This is a genomic window from Streptomyces sp. NPDC001401 (assembly GCF_042895385.1).
Classification (GTDB): domain Bacteria; phylum Actinomycetota; class Actinomycetes; order Streptomycetales; family Streptomycetaceae; genus Streptomyces.
Window position 1 is genome coordinate 101,298 of sequence record NZ_JBIAWI010000023.1, and the last position, 23,122, is coordinate 124,419.

The 23,122-nt window shown below is 69.7% G+C and carries 21 protein-coding genes and 1 pseudogene; 5 read left to right on the top strand and 17 right to left on the bottom strand.

Annotated elements, in window-relative coordinates:
• Positions 1–69 precede the first annotated feature (69 nt).
• From ACFY10_RS47400 to ACFY10_RS47410, 3 genes are all read right to left on the bottom strand, one after another.
• The gene (locus ACFY10_RS47400) at positions 70–2,328 is read right to left on the bottom strand and encodes an MMPL family transporter (protein ID WP_390671611.1); all 2,259 of its coding nucleotides are present in this window, start codon (positions 2,326–2,328) and stop codon (positions 70–72) included.
• Between the two features lie 173 nt (positions 2,329–2,501).
• Positions 2,502–3,449 carry an SGNH/GDSL hydrolase family protein gene (locus ACFY10_RS47405; RefSeq protein WP_390671612.1) on the bottom strand — a complete coding sequence of 316 codons (948 nt, stop codon included), beginning with the start codon at positions 3,447–3,449 and terminating at the stop codon, positions 2,502–2,504.
• 186 nt (positions 3,450–3,635) lie between these two features.
• Positions 3,636–4,550, bottom strand: a complete 915-nt coding sequence (locus ACFY10_RS47410) for a LysR family transcriptional regulator (protein ID WP_390671613.1) — start codon at positions 4,548–4,550, stop codon at positions 3,636–3,638.
• A 162-nt stretch (positions 4,551–4,712) separates the two neighbouring features.
• Here ACFY10_RS47410 and ACFY10_RS47415 point away from each other — a divergent pair, with 162 nt between their 5' ends.
• A complete protein-coding gene (locus tag ACFY10_RS47415) occupies positions 4,713–7,013 on the top strand; it encodes an FdhF/YdeP family oxidoreductase (RefSeq protein WP_390671614.1) in 2,301 nt (766 codons plus the stop codon).
• Between the two features lie 53 nt (positions 7,014–7,066).
• The gene (locus tag ACFY10_RS47420) at positions 7,067–7,279 is read left to right on the top strand and encodes an RICIN domain-containing protein (protein ID WP_390671686.1); all 213 of its coding nucleotides are present in this window, start codon (positions 7,067–7,069) and stop codon (positions 7,277–7,279) included.
• 161 nt (positions 7,280–7,440) lie between these two features.
• On the opposite strand, the gene ACFY10_RS47425 is transcribed toward ACFY10_RS47420, so the two are convergent.
• The 11 genes and pseudogenes from ACFY10_RS47425 to ACFY10_RS47475 form a co-directional block, all read right to left on the bottom strand.
• The gene (locus tag ACFY10_RS47425; protein WP_390671615.1) at positions 7,441–8,442 is read right to left on the bottom strand and encodes an aldo/keto reductase; all 1,002 of its coding nucleotides are present in this window, start codon (positions 8,440–8,442) and stop codon (positions 7,441–7,443) included.
• Positions 8,439–9,203 carry an SDR family NAD(P)-dependent oxidoreductase gene (locus ACFY10_RS47430; RefSeq protein WP_390671616.1) on the bottom strand — a complete coding sequence of 255 codons (765 nt, stop codon included), beginning with the start codon at positions 9,201–9,203 and terminating at the stop codon, positions 8,439–8,441. Before ACFY10_RS47430 ends, ACFY10_RS47425 begins: the two co-directional genes overlap by 4 nt.
• Before the next feature lie 29 nt (positions 9,204–9,232).
• Positions 9,233–9,391, bottom strand: a pseudogene (locus tag ACFY10_RS47435) (fuconate dehydratase); the annotation flags it as partial.
• An 11-nt stretch (positions 9,392–9,402) separates the two neighbouring features.
• Positions 9,403–10,254, bottom strand: coding sequence for a fumarylacetoacetate hydrolase family protein (locus ACFY10_RS47440; RefSeq protein ID WP_390671617.1), 852 nt, complete (start codon positions 10,252–10,254; stop codon positions 9,403–9,405).
• Between the two features lie 94 nt (positions 10,255–10,348).
• A complete protein-coding gene (locus tag ACFY10_RS47445) occupies positions 10,349–10,573 on the bottom strand; it encodes a hypothetical protein (RefSeq protein ID WP_390671618.1) in 225 nt (74 codons plus the stop codon).
• A 7-nt stretch (positions 10,574–10,580) separates the two neighbouring features.
• Positions 10,581–11,480 (bottom strand): amidohydrolase family protein, encoded by a 900-nt coding sequence (locus ACFY10_RS47450; RefSeq protein ID WP_390671619.1) that lies wholly within the window; start codon positions 11,478–11,480, stop codon positions 10,581–10,583.
• 62 nt (positions 11,481–11,542) lie between these two features.
• Positions 11,543–11,890: an L-rhamnose mutarotase gene (locus ACFY10_RS47455; RefSeq protein ID WP_390671620.1), complete on the bottom strand. Its 348-nt coding sequence runs from the start codon at positions 11,888–11,890 to the stop codon at positions 11,543–11,545.
• Positions 11,887–13,899 (bottom strand): hypothetical protein, encoded by a 2,013-nt coding sequence (locus ACFY10_RS47460; protein WP_390671621.1) that lies wholly within the window; start codon positions 13,897–13,899, stop codon positions 11,887–11,889. Before ACFY10_RS47460 ends, ACFY10_RS47455 begins: the two co-directional genes overlap by 4 nt.
• Positions 13,900–13,963: 64 nt before the next feature.
• The gene (locus tag ACFY10_RS47465; protein ID WP_390671622.1) at positions 13,964–14,869 is read right to left on the bottom strand and encodes a carbohydrate ABC transporter permease; all 906 of its coding nucleotides are present in this window, start codon (positions 14,867–14,869) and stop codon (positions 13,964–13,966) included.
• A gap of 55 nt (positions 14,870–14,924) precedes the next feature.
• Positions 14,925–15,839 (bottom strand): carbohydrate ABC transporter permease, encoded by a 915-nt coding sequence (locus tag ACFY10_RS47470; RefSeq protein WP_390671623.1) that lies wholly within the window; start codon positions 15,837–15,839, stop codon positions 14,925–14,927.
• Positions 15,836–17,197 carry an ABC transporter substrate-binding protein gene (locus ACFY10_RS47475; RefSeq protein ID WP_390671624.1) on the bottom strand — a complete coding sequence of 454 codons (1,362 nt, stop codon included), beginning with the start codon at positions 17,195–17,197 and terminating at the stop codon, positions 15,836–15,838. The genes ACFY10_RS47470 and ACFY10_RS47475 overlap by 4 nt, the downstream gene beginning before the upstream one ends.
• Positions 17,198–17,582: 385 nt before the next feature.
• Here ACFY10_RS47475 and ACFY10_RS47480 point away from each other — a divergent pair, with 385 nt between their 5' ends.
• On the top strand, positions 17,583–18,380 hold the full coding sequence (locus ACFY10_RS47480) for a FadR/GntR family transcriptional regulator (RefSeq protein WP_390671625.1): 798 nt from the start codon (positions 17,583–17,585) through the stop codon (positions 18,378–18,380).
• A 123-nt stretch (positions 18,381–18,503) separates the two neighbouring features.
• On the opposite strand, the gene ACFY10_RS47485 is transcribed toward ACFY10_RS47480, so the two are convergent.
• The 3 genes from ACFY10_RS47485 to ACFY10_RS47495 form a co-directional block, all read right to left on the bottom strand.
• Positions 18,504–19,163: a DUF1326 domain-containing protein gene (locus tag ACFY10_RS47485; RefSeq protein WP_390671626.1), complete on the bottom strand. Its 660-nt coding sequence runs from the start codon at positions 19,161–19,163 to the stop codon at positions 18,504–18,506.
• 156 nt (positions 19,164–19,319) lie between these two features.
• On the bottom strand, positions 19,320–20,201 hold the full coding sequence (locus tag ACFY10_RS47490; RefSeq protein ID WP_390671627.1) for an LLM class flavin-dependent oxidoreductase: 882 nt from the start codon (positions 20,199–20,201) through the stop codon (positions 19,320–19,322).
• A 25-nt stretch (positions 20,202–20,226) separates the two neighbouring features.
• Positions 20,227–21,246, bottom strand: coding sequence for an aldo/keto reductase (locus ACFY10_RS47495; RefSeq protein ID WP_390671628.1), 1,020 nt, complete (start codon positions 21,244–21,246; stop codon positions 20,227–20,229).
• Between the two features lie 164 nt (positions 21,247–21,410).
• Between ACFY10_RS47495 and ACFY10_RS47500 the strand changes: the two genes are divergently transcribed.
• Together ACFY10_RS47500 and ACFY10_RS47505 are read left to right on the top strand one after the other, a co-directional pair.
• A complete protein-coding gene (locus ACFY10_RS47500; protein WP_390671629.1) occupies positions 21,411–22,022 on the top strand; it encodes a TetR/AcrR family transcriptional regulator in 612 nt (203 codons plus the stop codon).
• Positions 22,019–22,621 (top strand): cadmium resistance transporter, encoded by a 603-nt coding sequence (locus ACFY10_RS47505; RefSeq protein WP_390671630.1) that lies wholly within the window; start codon positions 22,019–22,021, stop codon positions 22,619–22,621. The genes ACFY10_RS47500 and ACFY10_RS47505 overlap by 4 nt, the downstream gene beginning before the upstream one ends.
• Positions 22,622–23,122: the final 501 nt, after the last annotated feature.

Here is a 23,122-nt window from a genome sequence, read left to right on the forward strand (position 1 = left end):
GCACGTAATGCCGTGCGGGCCGCCCGTAGCCTTCGCCACGGGCGGCCCTGATGGGTCTGGTCGATCCGGTCAGACGCGCGCCTCGACCGGCTCGTCCGGAGCCGGGTCCGAGTCGGCGTAGCGGTCCGTGGCCTCGGCCGGGCGCCGGGTGAGGGCCTCGCCCTCCACGTCGACGCGGGGCAGGATCCGGTCCAGCCACTTCGGCAGCCACCAGGCCTTGTCGCCGACCAGCGCGAGCACGGCGGGCACGATGGCCATCCGGACGACGAAGGCGTCGAAGAGCACGGCGGAGGCCAGGCCGAAACCGATCATCTTGATCATGGAGTCGTTCTCGCCGATGAATCCGGCGAAGACCGCGATCATGATCAGGGCGGCGGCCACGACGACTCGGGCACTGTGCCGGAAGCCCGAGACGACCGCCTGCCCGGCGGACTCGCCGTGGACGTACGCCTCCCGCATCCGCGAGACGAGGAAGACCTCGTAGTCCATGGCCAGCCCGAAGACGATGCCCACGAGGAAGATCGGCATCAGGCTCATGATCGGTCCGGTCTGCTCCACCCCGAACAGGCTTGCAGCGTGGCCCTGTTGGAAGACCAGGACGACCGCGCCGAGCGCCGCGAGCACCGAGAGCAGGAAGCCGAGCGCCGCCTTGAGCGGGACGAGCAGAGAACGGAAGACCACCAGCAGCAGCACGACGGCGAGGCCGACGACGGTGATGAGGTAGGGGACCAGCGCGGCCTGGACCTTCCCGGCGATGTCGATGTTCAGTGCGGTGGTGCCGGTGACCTCGAAGGATGCGTCGGCCGCCGATTCGATGCCGGGACGTTCGGCCCGGATGGTCTTGACGAGGGTCTTGGTCTTCTCGTCGGTGGGGCTGGTGGTCGGCGTGGCGGTGAACACCGCCGTGTCCTGGGCCTTGTTGAAGTGGGCCTGGGAGACCGAGACGATCCCCTTCGTGCCGGCGACCCTCGCGCTGATCGTGCTCACGGCGGCCTTGGCGTCACCGGCGCCCTTGGCGTCCACGACGATGGTCAGCGGCCCGTTGAAGCCGGGGCCGAAACCGTCGGCGAGGTCGTCGTAGGCGCGGCGCTCGGTGGTGGAGGTGGGCTTGGCCTCGTCGCCGGGCATGCCCAGTTGCAGGCCCGTCATGGGTATGGCGAGGGCTCCGAGGCCGAGGACGCCCAGCAGCAGGACGGGGACGGGGCGGCGCAGGACGAGCCGCGCCCAGCGGGTGCCGCCGTTGTCGTGCTCGCTGTTGCCGGTGTTCCTGGTCTTGCCGAAGGGCAGCCGGCGGCCGCGTCCCTTCCCGCGCACGGCCCCCGACAGCACCGCGTTCGGCCAGAAGCCCAGGAGGGCCGGAACCATGGTCAGCGCGATGAGTACGCCGACGACGACCGCGCCGGCCGCGGCCAGGCCCATCTTGGTCAGCATCGGAATGCCCACGACGGTCAGGCCGGCCAGCGCGATGACCACGGTGAGCCCCGCGAAGACGACCGCCGAGCCCGCGGTGCCGACCGCCAGGCCGACCGCCTCCTCGGGGGCGTGGCCCTTGCCGCGCTCCTCGCGGTAGCGGGAGACGACGAACAACGCGTAGTCGATGCCGACCGCCAGGCCCAGCATCATCGCCAGCGTGCTCGTCGTCGTGGACAGGCCCAGCGGATCGGCCAGGGTCATGATCGTGAACAGGCTGACGCCGACGCCCAGGATCGCGGTCAGCAGCGGCAGCCCCGCGGCGACCAGCGAACCGAAGGTGACCAGCAGCACGACGGCGGCCACCGAGATGCCGATGATCTCGGCCACCCCGCCCGGTCCCCCGCCGCTGTCCATCGCGGACCCGCCCGCGTCGACGGTCAGACCCGCCTCCCGTGCCTGGTCGGCGGCATTCTCCAGGGCGGTCCGGCTGGCGTCGGTGACGTCCGCGGACTTCACCTTGTAGGTGACGGTCGCATACGCCGTCGAGCCGTCCTTGCTCACCGCCCGCGCCTGGAAGGGATCGGCGACGTCGGCGACCTGCATGCCGTCGCCCAGCTCGGCCACGGTCTTCTCCACGGCCGCCCGGTTGTCGGACGCGGTCACCTTCTGCCCGTCGGGGGCGACGAACACGACCCGGGCGGTGGCCCCCTCGGCGGTCGTGCCGGGAAAGCGCTCGCCCAGCAGGTCGTACGCCTTCTGGGACTCGATGCCCGGCATCGAGAACCCCTCGTCGGCGGCGGCCGGGGCCTTCATGGCGCTCAGTCCGACGGCGGCCAGCACCGCCACCCACATCAGGGCGACGGACCAGCGCCGCCGGTAGGCCAGACGGCCCAGTCGATACAGAAAAGTAGCCACGTCAGGGAACTCCACATCTGCTCTCGTTTGCCCACCCAGGCTGTCCTGGCAGGGGTCTTCTCGTCGTCGTGCGGCTACTGGGACTGCGGCCTACTGAAATCGCAGGAGCGTCTACTGAATCCGCAGTACGCGTCCGGGCGGTCGTCTCGTGCGCCGGTACGACGACGAGCGCGTCAGCCGGAGGTTCGGACCGCGCGGAGCACGGCCTGCGCCATGCCGCGCTCGCCCCGCTCACTGGGGTGCACGGGCGCCGCCGAAGCCGCCGGGATCAAGGGCTCGACCCAGCGCACGTCCCGCTCCGCGCAGGCGTCACGTCCGGCGGAGGGCGTGTAAGTGTCGACGTACGAGGCCCCGGTGGCGCGTGCCCGGCTCCGCAGCATGGCGTTGAGGTGCTGCTCCTGCTGCCGCAGGAAGCCGACGTCGCCCGGTGCCAGCCCCAGGGCGTGTCCGCAGCCGGCGGCGCCCTCGGCGGGCAGGATCGCCGGATAGCCGACCACGAACACCCGGGCCTTGGGCGCCCGGCGCTCGATGTCGTGCAGCACGCCGGCCAGCCGCCCTCCTGCTGCTTCGATCTTCGCGGCGAGGTCGTCGGTGCCGCCGGAGACGTACCGCTGCTTGCAGGGCGCCTTGTCCGGCTCCGGGTCCCCGATGCGGTTCTCCAGCTGGTAGCGGACGCCGGCCTGGACGCAGGTGGTGATCAGCGAGCTGAAGCCGATGTCGTTGCCGCCGATGCCCAGGGTGACCAGCCGGGTCGCGGTGGACACCGCCGACAGCTGGGCCGGATTCGTCCCCTGGTCCGTGGACTGCGCTGCGAACAGGTCGGCCGTGGTGGCTCCGCTGCAGCTCATGTCGCGGAACTCGGCCTCTTTCAGGCCCAGTTCACGGGCGACCAGCGCGGGGTAGTTGCGGTCGGAGCGCTCGCAGCCGGCGGGTTTCCCGCTCTGGCCGGGGACCTTCGGAGCGGCCGTATAGGAGTCCCCCAGTGCGACATAAGGTCCGTTCGGGGGTTTGAACAGGGGCGACGCGACACCGCCATGACCGCCGCGGCCGATACCGACCGCGGTGACGAGCGCGGCGCACGAGACGGCCGCCGCCAGCCCGAGCCTTGTACGAGTTCTCATCCGCGGTCCTGCCTTCCGCCGCCACAGCGCATCCGGGCTCGGATACGGCATCAGGCTCGCCGGGCAGGGCCCTCCCCGTCGTCGTCCCTGTGCTGGCACCGGCCTACTGAAAGCGCGGTAGCCGCCATCCGGTTTGTCCTCCGCAGGCACGACGGACCGGAACGAGGCAGTGTCTTCACCCCCTGGTCAGTCGGGCAGTCGTTCCAGGGCGGCCGCGACGCCCGCCTGGCCGACGGCGTCGACGAGTGCCTTTCCGATCACCGAGACGGGCTCGCGCGCCGGGAGAACCAGGCCGATGCGTTCCGTGCGGACCGGGCGGACCAGGGGAACGGCGTGCATACCTGCGGGCACACCGAAGACATGGAGCCAGGCGTGCGGCACGATGCTCGCCCAGTGACCGGCCCTGACCTGCGCAAACAGGGAGGCGATGGAGTCGGTCTCGACCCGGGGGGTCACGGAGGCGCCGACCGCCTCGAAGGCCGCCTCCAGGACCTGGCGGCCCTGCATCCCGGGATGCAACAGACAGAGGGGGTACTGGGCGGCCTCGTCCCAGGAGATCTCGGCCGGGCCGGAGTCGCCGGCGGAGCGCTGCATCAGAAGGACGTAGCGCTCCTGATACAGCGGGACGAACTTGAAGCCGTGTTCGACGACAGTGCTGTGGTAGGTCACGGCGGCGTCGAGCTCGTACGTCTGGAGTCGGTTCACGATGTCCACGGACTGCAGATCCGCGAACACCTGGACCGTCGCCAGCGGGTTGGCGGCGCAGAACGACTGGGTCAGCAGCGCTACGGCCGTGGACGCGGTCGGTACGGTCCCGATGCGCAGCCGGCCGCTCAGCCCGGCTCGCAGTGCCTGGATCTCGCCCTGCATCGCGTCGCGGTCGGCGAGGATGCGCTGCGCCCACAGGACGACGCGCTCGCCCTCCGGTGTGAGGCCGTCGAACCTGCGGCCCCGCTGGACCAGGGGGATGCCGAGTTCTTCCTCCAGTTTGCGGATTCCCTCGGACAGGGCCGGCTGGGAGACATAGCAGGCCTGCGCCGCCTTGGCGAAGTGGCGGGCTCGGGCGAGGGCGACGAGGTACTCGAGTTGGCGGAGCAGCACGTCTCAATGATCCACCGAATCCGGCCGTACGACGCCGGTGGCCCCCCACGCAGCACTGATCGGTGCTGCCTGTCAGGCGATCGGAACTGCCGCTTTGACCTGGCCCGACGCACTGACGAACAGTGTGGGGGCGCATGAGCGGAGAGGGCGTGGTGGTCGACGATGCGGGACATCGAGGATCCGGGCGAGGACGGGCTGTCGGTCACGGCTCCAAAGACGTGGGCCACCGGCGCTCCCGCAGTCGTGCATGCCCTGAAGTACGCGCTGGGCCAGACCTCGCCGAAGCGCACCGCACTGACCCTGCTCAACATCAACCAGGCGAAGGGCTTCGACTGCCCGGGCTGCGCCTGGCCCGAGCCCGCGCCGGGCGAGCGGCACCGCAACGAGTACTGCGAGAACGGCGCCAAGCACATCAGCGACGAGGCCACCTCACATCGGGTGACCGCGGACTTCTTCCGGCAGTACTCGGTCGACGAGCTGAGCCGGAAGTCGGACTACTGGCTCAACCAGCAGGGCCGGCTGACCGAGCCGATGGTGCTGCGCGAGGGCGCGACCCACTACGAGCCGATCGGCTGGGCCGAGGCACTGGACCTGCTCGCCCGCGAACTGCGCGCCCTGGACCACCCGGACGAGGCGCTGTTCTACACCTCCGGGCGGCTGGCCAACGAGCCCGCCTTCCTCCTCCAGCTGTTCGCGCGGGCCTTCGGCACCAACAACCTGCCGGACTGCTCCAACATGTGCCACGAGTCCAGCGGTTCGGCCCTGAACGAGACCCTGGGCATCGGCAAGGGCAGCGTCAGCCTCGACGACCTCTACAACGCCGACCTGGTCTTCGTCGTAGGGCAGAACCCCGGCACCAACCACCCGCGCATGCTGTCCGCGCTGGAGGAGACCAAGCGCCGCGGTGGCAGTGTGGTCGCGGTCAATCCGCTGCCCGAGGCGGGACTGCTGCGCTTCAAGCATCCGCAGAAGGCGCGCGGCGTCATCGGCCGCGGCACGGACATCGCCGACCAGTTCCTGCAGATACGCCCCGGCGGCGACCTGGCCCTGTTCCAGGCGCTGAACCTGCTCCTGCTGGAGGCGGAGGACAAGGAACCGGGCACCGTCCTGGACCGTGAGTTCATCGAGTCGCACACGACGGGCTACGACGCCTTCGTGGCGAACATCCGCGAGGCGTCGTGGGATGCGGTCCTGGAGGCCACCGGGCTGACCCGGGACGAGATCGAGCAGGTGCATGAGCGGGTCCTGGCCAGCCGCAGCGTCATCGTCTGCTGGGCGATGGGGCTGACGCAGCACAAGCACGGCGTGCCGACCATCCGCGAGGTCGTCAACTTCCTTCTGCTGCGCGGCAACATCGGCCGTCCGGGCGCGGGCGTGTGCCCGGTGCGCGGGCACAGCAATGTGCAGGGCGACCGCACGATGGGCATCTGGGAACGCATGCCGCAGCCGTTCATGGACCGGCTGGGACGGGAGTTCGCGTTCACCCCGCCGGTCAAGCACGGCCTGGACTCCGTCGACTCGATCCGGGCCATGCGCGACGGACAGGCCAAGGTCTTCGTCGGCGTCGCGGGCAACTTCGTCCGCGCGACCCCCGACAGCGACGTCACCGAGCGCGCCCTGCGCAACTGCCGTCTGACTGCGCACATTTCGACCAAGCTCAACCGTTCGCACGCGGTGTGCGGACGCACGGCACTGATCCTGCCGACGCTCGGCCGCAGCGACCGGGACGTCCAGGCGGGCGGCGAGCAGTTCATGACGGTCGAGGACTCCATGAGCGAGGTGCACACCACGCGCGGCCGGCTCGCCCCCGCGTCGGCACATCTGCTGAGCGAGGTGTCCATCATCAGCCGCCTCGCCCGCAGGGTCCTGGGCCATGAACCGGACATCCCCTGGGAGGACTTCGAGGCCGACTACGACCTCGTCCGCGACCGCATCGCCCAAGTCGTCGACGGATTCCAGGACTTCAACGAGCGGGTACGGCGCCCCGGCGGCTTCCGCCTGCCCAACCCGGTCAACTCCCGTGTCTTCCGCACGCCCAGCGGCAAGGCCGTCTTCACCGTCAACGACTTCACGATGCTCCAGGCGCCCAAGGGCCACCTGGTCCTGCAGACCCTGCGCTCGCACGACCAGTGGAACACCATCCCCTACGCGATGGACGACCGCTACCGGGGCATCAAGGGGGGCCGCCGCATCGTCCTGGTGAACCCGGCCGACCTCGCCGACCTCGGTCTCGCCGACGGCAGCCTCGTCGATCTGGTCAGCATCTGGTCGGACGGTTCGGAGCGCCGCGCGGACGGCTTCCGCGTCGTCGGCTACTCCACTCCCCCGGGTTCGGCCGCCGCGTACTACCCGGAGACCAACGTCCTGGTGCCGCTCGACAGCGTCGCGGACATCAGCAACACCCCGACGTCGAAGAGCGTGATCGTCCGTCTGGAGCGGACGGCCGAGCCGACACCGGCATAGGTACGCGGGGCTCGTCGGCACCCTCACCCGCCGCGACGACCCCGAATTGCGCGCTGGCTCCACGCGCCTGGGGCACCGGAGCCGGGCACCGTGATTCGCCGCCCCCATCACCCACGCGATGTGAGCCGACCAGCGGTGGGTACCTCATCCGCAACTTCGAGAACAGGCAGATCCTGGAGGTGAGCAACGGATCGACGGCGAACGGAGCCGCCGTCGATCAGTGGATGCCCCTGAACCAGTCCAACCAGGCTTGGACGATCCAGTGACGGCGTGACCCGACGCGGGGGCGGTAGGCGGTGAGGCCGGAAAGCGATCGCTTTCCGGCCTCACCGTACCCACTCCTCGGCATGGCATCAGCCCTGAGCGCGAAGGCCGTACCGGAGGGCCTCCCGACCCTCGACCGTGTGGCCGAGGCGCTCCAGGACGGTCACCACGGCTCGGCCGGGGTCGGTACGTGGGCGGGCAGCAGTCCGCGTTCCTTGAGCTCCGCCCAGAGCGCGCCGGGAATGGGGTGGTTGACCATCGCGGCGGCGTCCCGCACCTCGTCGGCGCTGCGGGTGCCGACCAGGACCGACGCGACGGCCGGGTGCCCGAAGGGGAACCGGAGCGCTGCGGCGCGCAGCGGGACGCCGTACCGCTCGCACGCTTCCTTCAACTGCGTGGCCCGGACGAGGAGTTCGGTGGGGGCTGCGGCGTAGTCGAAGGTGGCGCCGGGCTTCGGGTCGGCGAGCAGGCCGGAGTTGAAGACCCCGCCGACCACCACGCCGACGCCACGTTCGGCGGCGAGCGGCAGGAGCTCGGCCAGGCCTCGCTGGTCGAGCAGGCTGTAGCGGCCGGCCAGCAGCACGGCGTCGATGTCCGTCTCACGGACGAACCGGGCAGGCAACTCGGCCTGGTTCATGCCGACGCCGATCGCGCCGAGCACGCCCTCGGCGCGCAGGCGTTCCAGCTCCGGGTAGGCCTCGGTGAGGGCCCATTCGGCGTGGTCGTCCGGGTCGTGCAGGTAGGCGATGTCGATCCGGCCCACGCCCAGGCGCTCGAGACTGCCCTCCAGTGAGCGGCGTACGCCCTCGGCGCTGAAGTCCCATCGGCGGCGGTGCGTCGCGGGGACCGCGAAGCCGCCGTGGGCCAGGTCGTCCCCGTCACCGGAGCCGGTGGGCTCCAGGAGACGGCCGACCTTGGTGGAGATCGTGTACTCCTCGCGGGGCATGCCGCGCAACACGGTGCCGAGCCGGCGCTCGGACAGGCCGAGGCCGTAGTGCGGGGCGGTGTCGAAGTACCGGACACCGCACTCCCAGGCGGCGACGACGGCTTTCTCGGCCTCGGTGTCGGTGACCGGGGTGAACAGATTGCCGATCGCTGCCGCGCCGAAGGCGAGTTCACTGACCTGTACCGGCCCGGGCCCGAGCATGTTCCGGCGCGCTGTCATGGCTTCTCCTCCGGTCGCAGGCGCAGGCCCGCCATGCCGCCGTCGACCGCGAGGGCGGTGCCGGTGACCGAGGCGGCCGCGGGAGAGGCCAGGTAGACGATGGCAGCGGCCACCTCCTCAGCGGTGATCAGGCGGCCGGTGGGCTGACGGGCATTCAGGGCGGCGCGTTCGGCGGCCGGGTCGGGAGCGGCCTCCAGTAGCCGGCCGACCCACGGGGTGTCGACCGTGCCGGGATTGACGCAGTTGAACCGGATACCCTCGCGAACGTGGTCGGCCGCCATGGCGAGGGTGAGCGAGAGCACCGCGCCCTTGCTCGCCGAGTACAGCGCCCGCTGCGGCAGGCCCGTAGTGGTGACGATGGAGCCGATGTTGACCACCGAGGCGTGGGCGGATCGGCGCAGGTACGGCAAGGCGGCCCGGGTGGCCCGGACGACCCCGAGCAGATTGACGTCCAGGACGCGGTGCCACTGCTCGTCCGAGTTTTCCTCGATGCCTCCGATCGCACCGATACCGGCGTTGTTGACCAGGATGTCGATTCCGCCGAGTACCGCGGCCGCAGCGTCGACCGCCGCGCGCACGGAGGTGTCGTCGGAGACGTCGGCGGTGAAGCCCCGTAGCGGTTCTTTCAGCGATGCGGGGTCGAGATCGAGGACGGCGACCCGCGCGCCGCGTTCCGCGAGCAGGGACGCGGCGGCGAGGCCGATCCCGGAGGCGCCTCCGGTGACCAACGCCGTGAGTCCTTCGAGGTCTCTCGTCGTCATGCCTGCGACTCCTCTTGGCGCATGGTGGCGTGGCCCTCGAGCCCGTCGGCCGAGGCGCGCGGAATCACGTAGGCGGCGGAGTGGTCGGGGTCGGGGTTCATGGCGGCCGACCCGTCGAGCTCACGTGAGGTGGGGAAGCGGATGTCGTGGGTGTCGACGGCGATGATCCGCGCGGCGGATGCTGCCAACATGGGGCCTTTCACGCGTTGATGAACGTCTGGCGCTGGGTGCCGAGGCCGTCGATGGACACTTCGACCATGTCGCCCGCGCGCAGGTACGGGGTGCCGGGCAGGCCGAGGCCCACACCGGCCGGGGTGCCGGTGTTGATGACGTCACCGGGGTGCAGCACCATGTACTGGCTGAGATACCAGACCAGGTACCCGACCTCGAAGATCATGTTCTTGGTGTCGCCGGCCTGCCTCGTCTCACCGTTGACGGCCAGCCGCAGTCCGAGCGCCTGCGGGTCGGCCACCTCGTCCGGCGTGACCAGCCAAGGCCCCATCGGGTTGAAGGTCTCGCAGGACTTCCCGAGGTCCCACTGCCCCGAGTACTCCAGCTGGAACTCGCGCTCGGAGACGTCATGGCTGATGGTGTATCCGCCGATGTGCGCCGCCGCCTCGTCCGGGCTCGCCAGGTAGCGGGCCTCCCGGCCGATCACGACCGCGAGCTCCACCTCCCAGTCGGTCTTCACCGAGCCGCGCGGGATCAGCACCTGGTCGTACGGCCCGACGACGGTCGCCGGGTCCTTCATGAACACCACCGGCCGCTCGGGGACGACCGCACCGGTCTCCGCCGCATGGTCGCGGTAGTTGAGGCCGACGCACACCACCTTGCCCGGGCGGGCGACCGGCGCGCCGATGCGCAGCCCGGCCGGGTCGACCTCGGGCAGCTGTCCGGCGGCCAGCGCTGCCGCGGCTCTGTCGGTCCCGCCGGTGGCGAGGAACGCCCCGTCAATGTCGTCGGTCAGCTCCGCAAGGGCGAATATGCGTCCGTCCTCGCCGAGGACTGCCGGGATTTCCTCTCCCGTAGCCCCGATTCGAAGCAGTTTCACAGGGACTCCCAACTGGATATCGGATGAAATTTCGACGTCGCGACCATAGGAGTCGGTGCAACGCGAGAGCCCGAGGTCGGTACGTCGGCTCTGATCAGGCTTCGGCGCGGAGATGGCCCCAGAGGCCGGCGGGGACGGGCCGGCGATGGAGCTCAGCGTTGCGTTCGACCTGTTCGGCGGTTCGCATGCCCTGGGTGGCGATGGCGACGCCGGGCAGGGTGGTGCCGTGCTGCTCGCAGACTTCGGCGATGGCCGACGCCCGCTGGACGAGGTCGACCGGGGCGCTCCGGTAGTCGTACTTCATGCCGGGCTCGGGCATGCAAGCGTCATCGTGATCCCAAGGTCCGTTCAGTACGAGTGAGGCGGTAGAAGGTGGTCGCGGTGCCCGCGAGAATCTCCGAGGTCTCGTCGGCGGAACATCCGTCGAGCAGTTCGTCCACCGTGGCGGCCCAGCGGTTCCAGCCGCCCGCGAGGTTCGCGACCGGCCAGTCTGAGCCGAACATCAACCGGTCGGGGCCGAAGGCGGAAAGCAGGACGTCCCACACGGGGCGGATGTCCTCGACGGTCCACTTCTCGTGGTCCGCCTCGGTGATCAGCCCCGACACCTTGCAGACCACGTGCGGGTGTACGGCCAGCAGACGCACCTGGCGTTCCCAGTCCGCGAGGTCACCGTCGGCGATCGGCGGCTTGCCGGCGTGGTCGAGCACCTGGGGCAGGTCCGGGAACCGCTCGGCCAGCCGGATCGTCTGGTCGAGCTGGTGGCTGCGGACGAGCACGTCGTAGCAGAGCCCGCGGTCCCGGACCGCCGCCAACCCGCGTTCGACATCGGGGCGTTGCAGCCATTCCGGATCCGTCTCGCCCTGCACGAGGTGACGCAGGGACCGCAGATATGTGCCGCCCGGCCCGGTGAGCAACCCGTCGAGCTGGTCGCCGATCCCCGGGGACGTCAGGTCCGCCCAGCCGACCACGGCCCCGATCAGCGGCTCCCGCTCCGCGAGCGCGAGCAGGTCCTCCGTCTCGGGCACGTCCGGCATGCACTGGACGGCCACCGTGCTGTGCAGACGGCGGCCCGCGATGCGGTGAGTGGCGGTGGTACGCAGGTGGTCGGGGGTGAAGGTACGGCGGATCGCCGCCAGGGCGGGGTCGTCGAGCCAGGGTTGCGGACGCCGGTCGAGGTCCCACAGGTGGTGGTGGGCGTCGATGAGTGGGGCGGTGGTGGGGGTCACTGGTGGTCCAAGTCGGGTCGGTCCACGTCGGGCGGGGCCACGTGAGTCTGGGGCGAGGTGTGTCAGGCGCTGGTGGTGTCACCTGGCGGGTTCAGGTGCCAGATCTCGGGGAGCTCCGTCCACTGGCGGGAGTCGCCCCGGTCGGGCCAGGGCTCCTGGCAGGGGTCGGTGAGTTTCCACCACTGCTGAGTCTCGGGGTCGGCTTCGAGGACGGCCATGTCGGCCTCGAAGTCGTCGCCGTGGTACTCGAAGTAGGCGAACAGCACATCTGCGTGGAGGAAGATGCTGTAGTTGCGGATGTTCGCCCTGTGCAGGGCGGCTTCGACTCCGGGCCAGACGGCCGAGTGGAGTTCGAGGTACTCCTCGCGGTGCTCGGGCCGGAGCCTGATGGTCTGGGCGATGCGCTTCATGCGGTTTGTCCCTCCGTGCCCGGAGAGGGCCGACCTTCCGGGGTGTCGAACGGTGTGCGGTAGCTGGCGGCGTGGGCGCGCAGCCGGAGGCGCAGCGTGAGCCGGATACGGGTGGACGCGGGCAGCCGGACTGCCAGGAAGGCGCCGTCGCAACCCTGCTCCGTCTCGGTGACGACGGGCTCGGTGTGGCCGTAGTCGTACATGTCCCCGATCCAGGCGTCGTCCGCGCAGGTCGTGTACCGGACAGCGGTGATGGCGTGCTCGGCGAAGGCGCCGGCCTGGACGATCACCGTGCGCTCAGCCTCAGGTGAGAGGTTCACCAGTTCGACGGTGGTCGCCTCGGGGTCGATGGAGGTGACCAGTGCAGCCACGTCCGGCGGCAGGCCGGCACGGCGGGCCTCGGCGTCGTGGTAGCGCAGCCGGGCCTGCTGCAGGCCACCGTTGTACAGGACCTGGGGGCCGCCCCAGGTCAGCTGGACGAGGGCCTCGGTGGCCACGGGGTTGCACTGCTGCCACACATGGATGTCGGCCTCGGGCACGTCCAGGTCGCGGTAGCGCTCGATGCGGCGCAGGCGGTGGCGGACCTGGGCCTGCGCGGTGGCGAGGATCCGCTCGGGGTAGCCGGGGTCGTCGCCGGCGAGGAAGGCGAACCAGGCCTTCTCGTGCCCGGACTCCTCCTTGGCGCGGAACGGCCGCACGGTACGCCAGTCGATGCCGTCGGCGTCGCGCAGCCCCTCCAGCCGGGCGCGGTCGGCGTCGGAGGCCGTGTGGTGCCACAGGGCCACCGGGACCGGCGCGGTGGCCGGGTTGTAGTCGAACCAGCCCGAGTCCTTGTGCCGGAAGGGGAGGTGGAGCGTGGGTGTGTGGATGTCCGGGCCGAGTTCGACCGCCCACTTGGAGGGGAGGCTGGAGTCCGCCTCGGTGTGGGGCATCACCTTGGCGTGGCCGATGAGGGTGTCGAGCGAGGTCGTGACCATGGAGAGGTAGTCGTCGTCCCCGGTGACCGTGGCCGCCGCCAGGGCCGCCACGCAGGCCGCGTGGCCGACGCTGTGCCAGCCGTGCGGCCAGGACCAGCCGTAGTGGCCGCCGTACCAGCGGCCCTCCAGCAGGCTGCCCACGACGCCGTCCGGGCCGGCGTTGTCCGGGATGAGACCGCCGTTCGCCTCGGTGCGCTCCCGCCACGCGTCGACGTACTGGACGATCCAGTCGCGGTAGCGCTCCTCGCCGGACAGGATCCAGGCGTTGAGGACCAGCCCGGCCGCGGCGAGGCTGACCGCGGTGTCGCCGACACCCATCCGGTCCCGCATCTGCGCACCGAGACGTGGGTCCGCGGAGAGCGGGTACGGGCCGCCGTCGGCCTCGGGGATCCAGTCGAGCGGGAAGCCGTACGTCTGCGCTTCCTTGAGCAGCCAGGGATAGACGTCACCGTCGAACAGGCCCGTGCGGTCGGGGTCGCTGCCGTTGTGCGGGCGGGTGATGACGCGGTGTTCGGGGTCGTAGTTGCCCTTGGCCGGGTCGATGTACAACTCGGCGAAGCGCAGGGCGCGTTCGGACCAGCGGTCGGGGGCGGCCATGCACAGGAAGTAGAGCAGCAGCAGGCTCTCCCCCTGGTGGAACCAGTCGTAGCCGCGCTCGAACTCGTCGTGCAACATGTTCAGTTCGGTGAGCTGGCGGGTCACGCCCTCCCAGTGCTTCTCACTGGCGGGCAGCAGGTCGTCGGCGCCGCCGAGGAGGTACAGCTGGGGCCAGTTGAAGAACACCTCGTAGAAGTCGTCCACACCGTCGCGGGTGGTCAGCGGGCCGGAGTAGTTCAGGCGTCCGTCCGGGCCGGTGAAGTCGCGGGCGAAGCGCCGCCAGGCGTGGTCGAGGAGGTCGAACAGGGACCGCTGGGCCACGGCCCAGCCGGGTGGTTCGAGCAGCGGCACCCCCGCCTCGATCTCGGGAGGCGGGGCCGGGTGGTCGCAGGGGGCGTCCTCAGCCGGGCTGCGGTCGGCGGAGCTGTCGGGCATGGGGGATCTCCGTTCGGGTGGGCGGCGGGGCGTCGCACGCCGGGGACTACGGCCGGAAGGGCCGCTATTCCTTGGTGGCGCCGGCGAGCATCCCGCTGACCAGGAAGCGCTGGGCGAAGAGAAAGACGATCAGTACGGGAGTGATGGCCACGAGCGTCGCCAGAGCCAGCTGCGGGCGCTCGATCGCGAGGGTGCCGACGGCCGGGTTGAAGGACGGCACGTTGCTGAGCAGGGTGCCGACGCCCACCTGGATGGGCATCTGGCTGCTCTCGGGGAGCATGACGTACGGCAGGAAGTAGTTGGTCCAGTTGGCGACGAAGCTGAAGAAGCCCACGAGCGCGATGACCGGGGTCGCCAGCGGCAGCGCGATGTGCCAGAAGACGCGGAACTCCGAGCAGCCGTCCATCCGTGCCGCCGCCAGCAGATCCTTCGGTACGGCGGTGGTGAAGTAGATGTACGTCAGGTACACGCCGAAGGGGTAGAACGAGTACGGCAGGATGATCGACCACATGGTGCCGATCAGGTGCACCGCGTTGATCTCCAGGAACAGCGGGACCACCAGCGTGGCGTTCGGCATGAGCATCACGACCAGGGTCGCGATCAGCAGGGTGTGCCGGCCGCGGAACTCGGTCATGGCCAGGGCGTATCCCGCGGGAATGGCGACGGCGAGTGTGATGACCAGTGAGATCACCGCGTAGAGAGCCGAGTTGCCCAGCCACTGCATGACGGCGTTGTCCTGGAACGCCGTGAGCGCGTCCCAGTTGGCCTTCAGTGCGTGGAAGGAGCCGAAGGAGAGCGGGTTGTCGTGGACCAACTGCTGGTCGGTCTTGGTCGCCGCGAGGACGAGCCACACCACCGGCAGCACGAAGAAGGCGAGGAACGCGGCCAGTACGGATCCGGTCAGCAGCCGGGAGGCCAGACGCTGAGGGGAGCGGCGGCGGTGCGGTGGCTGGTGGTGAGATCGGCTCATGAGGGGTGCTTCCCGTTCCCGGCTCGCCGTTGCGGCGACTCGACTGCCAGGGGCTTTAGTCGGCATCGAAGAACCCCGACCGTGCGACGAAGAGGGCGGCGGCCGACACACTGACGACCAGGAGCTCCACCGAGACCGCGGCGGCGCCGTTGATGTTGTTCATCTGGAAGGCGAAGTCGAACGTCAGCTGGTTCAGCGAGTAGTCGCGTCCGGCCACGCCCACACTGGCGAGGGAGAGCAACTGCGGCTCGACGAAGAGCTGGGCGCCGCCCGCGAACGCCAGGATCACCATGTACACGATCCACTTGCGGAGCATCGGGATCTGCACGTGCCAGGCGGTCTTCCAGGCGCCCGCGCCATCGATGCGCGCGGCTTCCATCACGTCCGTGGGGATGTTGTTGAGCGCGCCGTACATGACGACGATCCAGCCGCCCGCGCCGGTCCAGAACGCGATGATCGTGAACAGCAGGGGCAGGTTGCCGGGCGCGATCACCTCGCCGAAGGTGTGGAATCCCAGCGCGCCCAGCAGCGAACTGACCGGGCTGACCGTCGGGTCGAGCATGAACAGCCACACCAGCACACTCGCGGCGCCGGCGAGCGCTCCCGGGATGTAGTAGAGGAAACGCAGCGCCTTGCTGGCGGAACCCGAGGCCAGGCGGTGCAGCAGCAGCGCCAGGGCCACCACGAACACCGCCAGGGACAGAAGCCAGAAGACGAGGTAGACGGCGACGTGGCCCACGGCGTCCAGGAAGCGGAAGTCCTGCGCCGTGGTGACGAAGTTGGCGAAGCCGGTGATCCTGCCCCCGGCGTCGGTGAAGGCGAAGTAGATCGCGTACGCAGTCGGAAGGACACCGAAGGCGATCAGCAGGACCACGTACGCGGCGACGAAGGCCATACCGGCCCGGCTCTGCCGGGCGGCGCCGCGACGGCGCCGGGTGGCAGAGCCGGCCGGGGAGTGGGTGAGGGTCACTGGGAGACCTTGTATCCGTTGGACTTGGCGTACTTGACGATGGAGTCCTGCCAGGCCGGCAGCATCGAGATGACGCTCTTGCCCTGGGTCAGGCCGGGCTTGACGGTGGCGGCCCAGATCGCCTCCTGGCTGAACTGGCCCGAGCCCCAGCCGTTCCAGACCTGGGAGGAGGCGTCCTTGAGGGCGCTCAGGTCGGTGGCGAAGTAGCCGGAGGCGTCCTGTCCCTTCAGCCAGTTCTCCGCTGCGGGCGCGTATGCGGGGAAGCCCGGCGCCTTTTCGCCCTGGTAGGCGTTGTCGGTGGTGACCCACTTCAGGAAGTCGGTGGCGGCCTTGATGTGCGTGGAGTGCTGGGACAGCAGCCAGGTGCCGCCGCCGACGTTGCCCGTGGACGGCGAGGTGTCCCCCTGCCACTGGGGGATGGGCGCCGCGCCGATCTGCTTGGCCGGGGTCTTGAAGGTGTCCTTGAACACCGCGCCGCCGTACCAGGCCGGGCCGGGCATCAGCAGGACCTTGTCGGCCTCGTTCTTGCCGAAGTCGGTGCTGAAGACCCCGCTGATGGACATGGACTTGTTCTTGATGAGTACGTCCATGAGCTTGGCCATCTTGGTGCAGGCCTCACTGGAGGTGTTCACCGACACCGACTTGGGGCCGGTGATGTGGTTGGCGCCGCACTTGCTCGCCCACAGGTAGATCTCGGGGGTGAAGGAGTCGCCGGCGTCACCCACGAGGTAGCCGGGGTGCTCCTTGGCCACCTTCTCGCCGAGCTTCTGGTACTCCTCCCAGGTCGTCGGCACCGTGTAGCCGAACTTCTTCAGCAGGGGGGCGTTGTACCAGAGCACCGCCTGGGAGAGGTCGTTGCGCAGACAGTAGACGGTGCCGCCCACCGTGCAGACGTCATTGGCCCCGCTGGCGAACTTCCCCAAGGACGCCGAGGGGATCAGGCCCTTGTTGAGCGGAGCGGCGAAGTTCTGGTCGACCGCCCAGGTCACTTCGTTGTTCTGGGAGCTGAACACCACGTCCGGCCAGCCCTTGCCGGTGCGGTTGAACAGCTGGACCTTGGTCTGGAGATAGTTCGAGCCGTTGGCGTCGCCGTCGTAGGTGACGATGTTCATCTTCACGTCCGGGTGCTGCTGCTGGTACAGCTTCGCGGCCTCCACGCGGGTCGCGTCCACCCAGACGGTCAACGCACCGTCCTTCTGCGGCGCCTGGGCGAAGCCGTCCTTGTTCGTCGTCCCCGTGGCGCCGCCACCGCAGGCGGTCAGGGTCAGGGCCGCGGTGGCCGCGCAGCCGGCCAGCAACGCCGCACGCCTCTTGCTGGACAGCCTCTCTGGGCCGGACGAAGGCTTGTTGACGGTCATGTGCGACTCCACTGGTTTCACAGGGCGCCCCGAGCGGATGGACAGGTGGCGCCAGGATGGGGCGACGCCGGGCCGTACCGGTCAGGCGTCTGTGGCCGCGGACGGCCGTCCCGCTTGCCGTCGCGGAAGAAATTAGGCGCCTTATCAAGAGGTCAGTCAAGAGCTTGTGCAGCCCTCTTCCGCATCATCTCGTCGGTTTGCGGATGCTGATGCCATTCAGAAGGGCGGAATGTTCAATGAAATACCATATATGCCAGTTCAGACCCCGACCTCACGATGTGGATCTACCTGCCTTATGAGTACGACTCATTGAGGCTTGAGATACGATGAGTTCGGCTCCACAGCGATCAGCCGCCCCAGTTGCGTCAGCCAGGAGGCAGGACAGATGAACGACACGCCCGCGGGCCAGGCGGCCTTGCCGACGCAGGCACCTCCCGTTGCAGCGGCAGCGGTGAGCGGCGCGGACGGGCGGGGTGAGTACCGGCCCGGCTACGAGGTCGTGGCGGAGCGGATCCTCGAGTTCATCGCCGAGGCCCGTCTGGTGGCAGGTGATCGGCTGCCCACGGAGAACGATCTGGCCCAGACGCTGAACACCAGCAGGGCGGTGGTGCGGGAGGCCGTGAAAATCCTTTCGGCGCTCGGCCGGGTCCGGGCGCACAAGGGGCGCGGACTGTTCGTCGCGGACGACGAGGGCATGCTCATCACCAGCCGCTGGGGCGGCTTCTTCCGCCCCGTCGACCTCGATCACGTGCTGATGCTGTTCGAGTTCCGCCGGGTCCAGGAGATGGCCGCGAGCAGTCTGGCCGCCACCCGTGCCACGCCCGCCGAACTGCGGACCATCGAGGTGGCCATGCAGCAGTGCCGCCACGGGTTCGTCCACGGTCAGGTCGAGGAGTTCAACCAGGCGGACGAGGACTTCCACATGGGCGTGGCCGCGGCCTCGCACAACACCTTCCTCGTCAGCGCCGTGCGCGACGCGCGCCGACTGCAGCGGCAGTCCAGCGCGATCGGGATCCACGACACGCTCGGTGAAGGCACCGAGTCCGCGGTCGAGGAGCACGAGATGATCTACCGGGCCATTCGTGACGGCCGGCCCGACGAGGCGGCCGAGGCTACGGCGGCACATCTCGACAGGACACTTGAGGACTACCGGCGGGAGATCCAGCGACGCCTGTTCGGATAGCGTTCCGGATCGGAGTCCGCCAAGCGAGCTCCGCCAACGGGAACGTCCCATGGGCAGCCGGGCCGCCTGGGGGCGGACTCGACAGCGACCGCAGGGGCGACGGCCCTCCGCCGACGTTTCCGCTCAGTCGGGCCCGCTCCAGTCGAACGGGAAGTATTTGCTCGACGTCCCCGAGTAATCCCAGGAGAAGCCGAACGCGTCGGCACGGTCGACTGTGGCCCGCCCCCAGGTGGCGACCTGGCCCGGCCCGACCTCGGCGCCCGGGGCATTGTGGACCTGGACGCGTGCGCCGTCCGGAGTCGTCGGGCCGGTGAGTGCCTCGGCGGTGGCCGTGACCCGGCCGGGAATCTCGGCTCGCCAGGTGGCGAGGTCCTCGTCGATCTCCACGTCGACGGGTGCAATGTCCATGCCGCGCATCTCCGGTCGGAACATCGCCCCGAACTGGGCCGGCCATCCGCCGGCCTCACCGCCGAAGATCATCCCGAGTGCACCGCGCTGCTGCTCGTCGGCTCGTTCGTCGAGGAACACCGCGGCGTACGGGTCAGTGTGCGTGCCGGCCCATGGGTTGCCGACGAAGGAGCCGAGCATCAGTACGTTGAGATCGTCGAGCCGCACGTCGCCGAGGTTGCCTTCTCGAATGTGCCAGACCATCACGCCGTCGCAGTCACCGTAGGTAGGGGGCTGCGCAAACGTGCAGGGGCACGGTATGGCGCACTTGCACACATCGAACCAGTCGCCGGTCAGGTGCCAACGCGTACCGGTGGTGGTGACCTGCTCTGTCATCCCGCTTCCCTCCTGCCGAGCCCAAGGAGCTCACTCGGAGTGGCGAGACCGGGTTTCCCGAGCCCGCTCACGGGATCGCGAAGCGGCCTCCATTCCAGCCTGCACCTCACCACCCGGGAGGGGAAGCCCGCCGCCTCACAGCCACGCGTAGCGGGTTCAGACGACGGCCGACGCGCCGATGATCTCGTCGGTCACCCATCGTGCGACGTCGGCGGGGTAGGGGGACGGCAGGCCCAGGACGATGTGCCGGAAGCCGGCGTCGATCGCCTCGGCGATCGCGTCCCTTGTGGCGCCGGGACGGTCGTAGGAGACAGGCAGGACGATCGAGCGGGTGATCGAGGCGGGGTCGCGGCCCAGCTCCGCGCAGTAACGGTCCAGCTGAGCGCTGCGGCGGACGGCGTCGTCGATGTCGCCGCCCGGGATGTTCCACAGGTCCGCGTGCTCGGCGACCACTCGCAGTGTCGCCGATGAGCGTCCGCCGATGAGGATCGGCGGATGGGGGCGCTGGACGGGCTTGGGGTTGCCGAAGGCTCCGGTGAGGTGGTGGTGAGTGCCGTGGAAGTCGAAGGGCTTCTCCTCGGTCCACAGGCGCCGGATCACCGTGCATGCCTCGGCCAGGCTCTCCACGGCCCGGGCGGTGTCCTGGAAGGGCAGGCCGTGGGCCGGGTACTCACGCCAGGCCTCGGGCGGCTCGGGCCGGGATCCGACGCCGATGCCGAAGTCGAGCCGGCCGCCGGAGACGACGTCGACGGTCGTGGCGATTTTGGCCAGCATGGCGGGCGGCCGGAATCGGTTGCTGGTCACCAGGAGGCCGAGACGCAGGCGGCGGGTCTGTGCGGCCAGGGCAGCGAGCAGCGTCCAGCCCTCGTAGATCGGTCCGTCCGGGTCGCCGGCGATCGGCATGAGATGGTCGAACAGCCAGGCGTGTTCGATCGCCGGGATGGTGTCGGCCTCGCGCCAGACCCGCAGGACGTCGTGATAGTCGACCTGCATGGGAGCGGTCATGATGCCGAAACGGACACGGGGTGTGGGTGTCATGGGGTTGGCGTTCCTCCTCGGACGGTCAGCGGCGTCGCAGTGACGGGTCGAGCAGGGCGGGCGGAGTGTCGTACTTCTCGTGCGGGGCCAGGTCGGTACCGGGGGTCACGATCGTGTCGATCGCGTCGAGCACGTCGGCCGGGAGCACCATGTCGGCGGCGGCGAGTTGGGAGTGCAGGTGCTCGGGTGTGCGGGGGCCGATGAGCGCGCTGGTCACGGCCGGGTGCGCGGTCACGAATCCGAGCGCGAGCTGAATCATCGTCAGTCCGGCCTCGTCGGCGAGCTTGGCCAGCTGCTCGACGGCGTCGAGCCTGGCCCTGTTCTCGGGCAGGCCGGTGTCGAAGCGCTGCGGCATGAACGTCGAGCGGCTGGTGGTGACGGCACGGCCGGCCCGGACCGCGCCGGACAGCCAGCCCGAGGCCAGCGGGCTCCACACCAGCACTCCGAGCCCGTACTCCTCGGTCACCGGCAGGACATGGGTCTCGATGCCGCGCTGCAGGATCGAGTAGCTCGGCTGTTCGGTGACATAACGGCCCAGGTGATGCTCGCGCGCGGCCCACTGGGCCTGCACGATGCGGTGGGCGGGGAAGGTGGAGGAGCCGAAGTAGCGGATCTTTCCCGCGCGTTGCAGGTCGGTCAGAGCCGACAGCGTCTCCTCGTCGCCGGTGCTCGGGTCCCACCGGTGGATCTGGTAGAGATCGACGTGGTCGACGCCGAGACGGCGCAGGCTGTTGTCCAGCTCGGTGACCAGCCAACGGCGCGAACTGCCCCGATGGTTGCGTTCGTCGCCCATGGGCATGCCCGCCTTGGTGGCCAGCACGATGTCGTCGCGGCGGCCCGCGATGGCTTTGCCGACCATCTCCTCCGATTCGCCGTCGCTGTACATGTCGGCGGTGTCGATGAGGTTGACCCCGCCTTCGAGCGCGGCGTCGACGATGGCGGTGGCCTCGTCCTGGGTGGTGCGCCCGATCCTGCCGAAGTTCATCGCGCCGAGCGCGAGCGAGCTGACCTGCACACCGGTGCGGCCCAAGGTGCGGTACTGCATGACCGTATTCCTCCATTGCGGGTGGGTGGCGGTGCGTTGCGACCAGGAATGGCTTGGTCGCGGGGCTCCTGCTCTGGCATGATGAGCAAAACGGAACGCCGCTCCGATTACGATACGGAACAGCGCTCCGCTTTAGCAAGCCCGATGGCGGAGGGAACGGCACGGTGAACGACAGCGACAAGGGCACAGGACGCGCAGCCCGGCCCAAGCGGACGGACGCCCGGCGCAACGAGCAGACCCTGCTCGACGCGGCCGCCGCGGTCTTCGTCACGTCGGGCGTGGAAGCACCGGTGCGCGACATCGCGGCCAGGGCCGGCGTCGGGATGGGCACGATCTACCGCCACTTCCCGACGCGAGCGGATCTCATCGTCGCCGTCTACCGGCACCAGGTCGAGGCCTGCGCCGAGGCCGGCCCGGCCCTGCTGGCGAGCAGCCCGACCCCTCACGCCGCGCTGGGACAGTGGATCGACCTCTTCGTCGATTTCCTGGTCACCAAGCACGGACTCGCTGCCGTGCTGCAGTCCGACAACACCGGCTTCGACACACTGCACGCCTACTTCCTCGACCGCCTCGTGCCCGTGTGCACCCAACTGCTCGACGCGGCAGCCGCCTCCGGCGAAATCCGATCCGACCTGAAGGCCTACGAGCTCATGCGCGGCGTCGGCAACCTCTGCATCGGCGCGGAAAGCGACCCCCGCTACGACGCGCGCCGACTGGTCGAACTCCTCATCGCAGGACTGCGCCGACCGCCGAACAAGACGGACATCCATCCGTGAACCTGGGCATCGTCGCGCAGGCGGCAGGGCTGTTCGCCGTCACCAACATCGACGACATCCTGCTCTTGTCCCTGTTCTTCGCGCAGGGCGCGGGGCATCGTGGTTCCGCCCGCCGGATCACGCTCGGCCAGTACGTCGGCTTCGCCGCCATCCTCGCCGTCGCCGTCGCCGCGGCGTTCGGCGCCACCTTCCTGCCCGAGTCGGCCATCCCGTATCTCGGGCTGCTCCCCCTCGCACTCGGCCTGAAGTCGGCCTGGCACACATGGAAACACCGCGAGGACAAGGACGAGGACGGCGAGCAGCAGACGGCCGGGGGCGGCCCGAGGACATTGGAGGTCGCCGCGGTCACCTTCGCCAACGGCGGCGACAACATCGGTGTCTACGTCCCCGTGTTCGCCACCGCCGGCCTGGGCGGGATGAGCGTCTATGCCGTCGCCTTCCTGGCCCTGGTGGCCGTGTGGTGCTTCGCGGGCCGCTTCTTCGCCACCCGACCGGTCATCGCCAAGGCGCTCAGCCGATGGGGGCACGTCCTGCTCCCGTTGGTCCTGATCACCCTCGGGCTGCTCATCCTCGTCGAGGGCGGTGCATTCGGCCTCTAACCCGGATGGGACGGTGTGCCGGGCCCGGGCGTCCGGGCCCGGCTTTACAGCCGACCTGCGAGATCCCCTGAGGGGCCGTCAGGGCCCGCCCACGGCCCATCTGGCTTTTCAGACGTCGGCGACCTCCAGGTCGAAGGATGGGGCCCCGCCGCCGTCACGCCGGAGACCACGCCGAGCAGGGACCAGGCCCGACCGTCGCCGGAGATCTCACCGGGGCCGCCGACGACCGCACCTCCCAGAATCAGCCTCTCCTTGTCGTCGCCACCGGTGTTCGCGAGCCGGGAGAGCCGGGCCCGTCCTCCGCGTCCGGTGGTGCGGATGGTGCGGTTTCGAGGGCTACTTCGAGTGGTGCGGCTTCGTCGGCTGATCCGGATACGAGGGCTTCACCGGGTGCTCCGGATAAGCGGGCTTCACCGGGTGCTCCGGATAAGCGGGCTTCACCGGGTGCTCCGGATAAGCGGGCTTCACCGGGTGCTCCGGATAAGCGGGCTTCACCGGGTG

Coding starts and splice junctions, on each gene's coding strand:
- ACFY10_RS47405 (WP_390671612.1), bottom strand. CDS start 3,449: ATGAGAACTCGTACAAGGCTCGGGCTGGCGGCGGCCGTCTCGTGCGCC.
- ACFY10_RS47415 (WP_390671614.1), top strand. CDS start 4,713: ATGCGGGACATCGAGGATCCGGGCGAGGACGGGCTGTCGGTCACGGCT.
- ACFY10_RS47425 (WP_390671615.1), bottom strand. CDS start 8,442: ATGACAGCGCGCCGGAACATGCTCGGGCCCGGGCCGGTACAGGTCAGT.
- ACFY10_RS47430 (WP_390671616.1), bottom strand. CDS start 9,203: ATGACGACGAGAGACCTCGAAGGACTCACGGCGTTGGTCACCGGAGGC.
- ACFY10_RS47445 (WP_390671618.1), bottom strand. CDS start 10,573: ATGCCCGAGCCCGGCATGAAGTACGACTACCGGAGCGCCCCGGTCGAC.
- ACFY10_RS47455 (WP_390671620.1), bottom strand. CDS start 11,890: ATGAAGCGCATCGCCCAGACCATCAGGCTCCGGCCCGAGCACCGCGAG.
- ACFY10_RS47460 (WP_390671621.1), bottom strand. CDS start 13,899: ATGCCCGACAGCTCCGCCGACCGCAGCCCGGCTGAGGACGCCCCCTGC.
- ACFY10_RS47465 (WP_390671622.1), bottom strand. CDS start 14,869: ATGAGCCGATCTCACCACCAGCCACCGCACCGCCGCCGCTCCCCTCAG.
- ACFY10_RS47475 (WP_390671624.1), bottom strand. CDS start 17,197: ATGACCGTCAACAAGCCTTCGTCCGGCCCAGAGAGGCTGTCCAGCAAG.
- ACFY10_RS47480 (WP_390671625.1), top strand. CDS start 17,583: ATGAACGACACGCCCGCGGGCCAGGCGGCCTTGCCGACGCAGGCACCT.
- ACFY10_RS47485 (WP_390671626.1), bottom strand. CDS start 19,163: ATGACAGAGCAGGTCACCACCACCGGTACGCGTTGGCACCTGACCGGC.
- ACFY10_RS47490 (WP_390671627.1), bottom strand. CDS start 20,201: ATGACACCCACACCCCGTGTCCGTTTCGGCATCATGACCGCTCCCATG.
- ACFY10_RS47495 (WP_390671628.1), bottom strand. CDS start 21,246: ATGCAGTACCGCACCTTGGGCCGCACCGGTGTGCAGGTCAGCTCGCTC.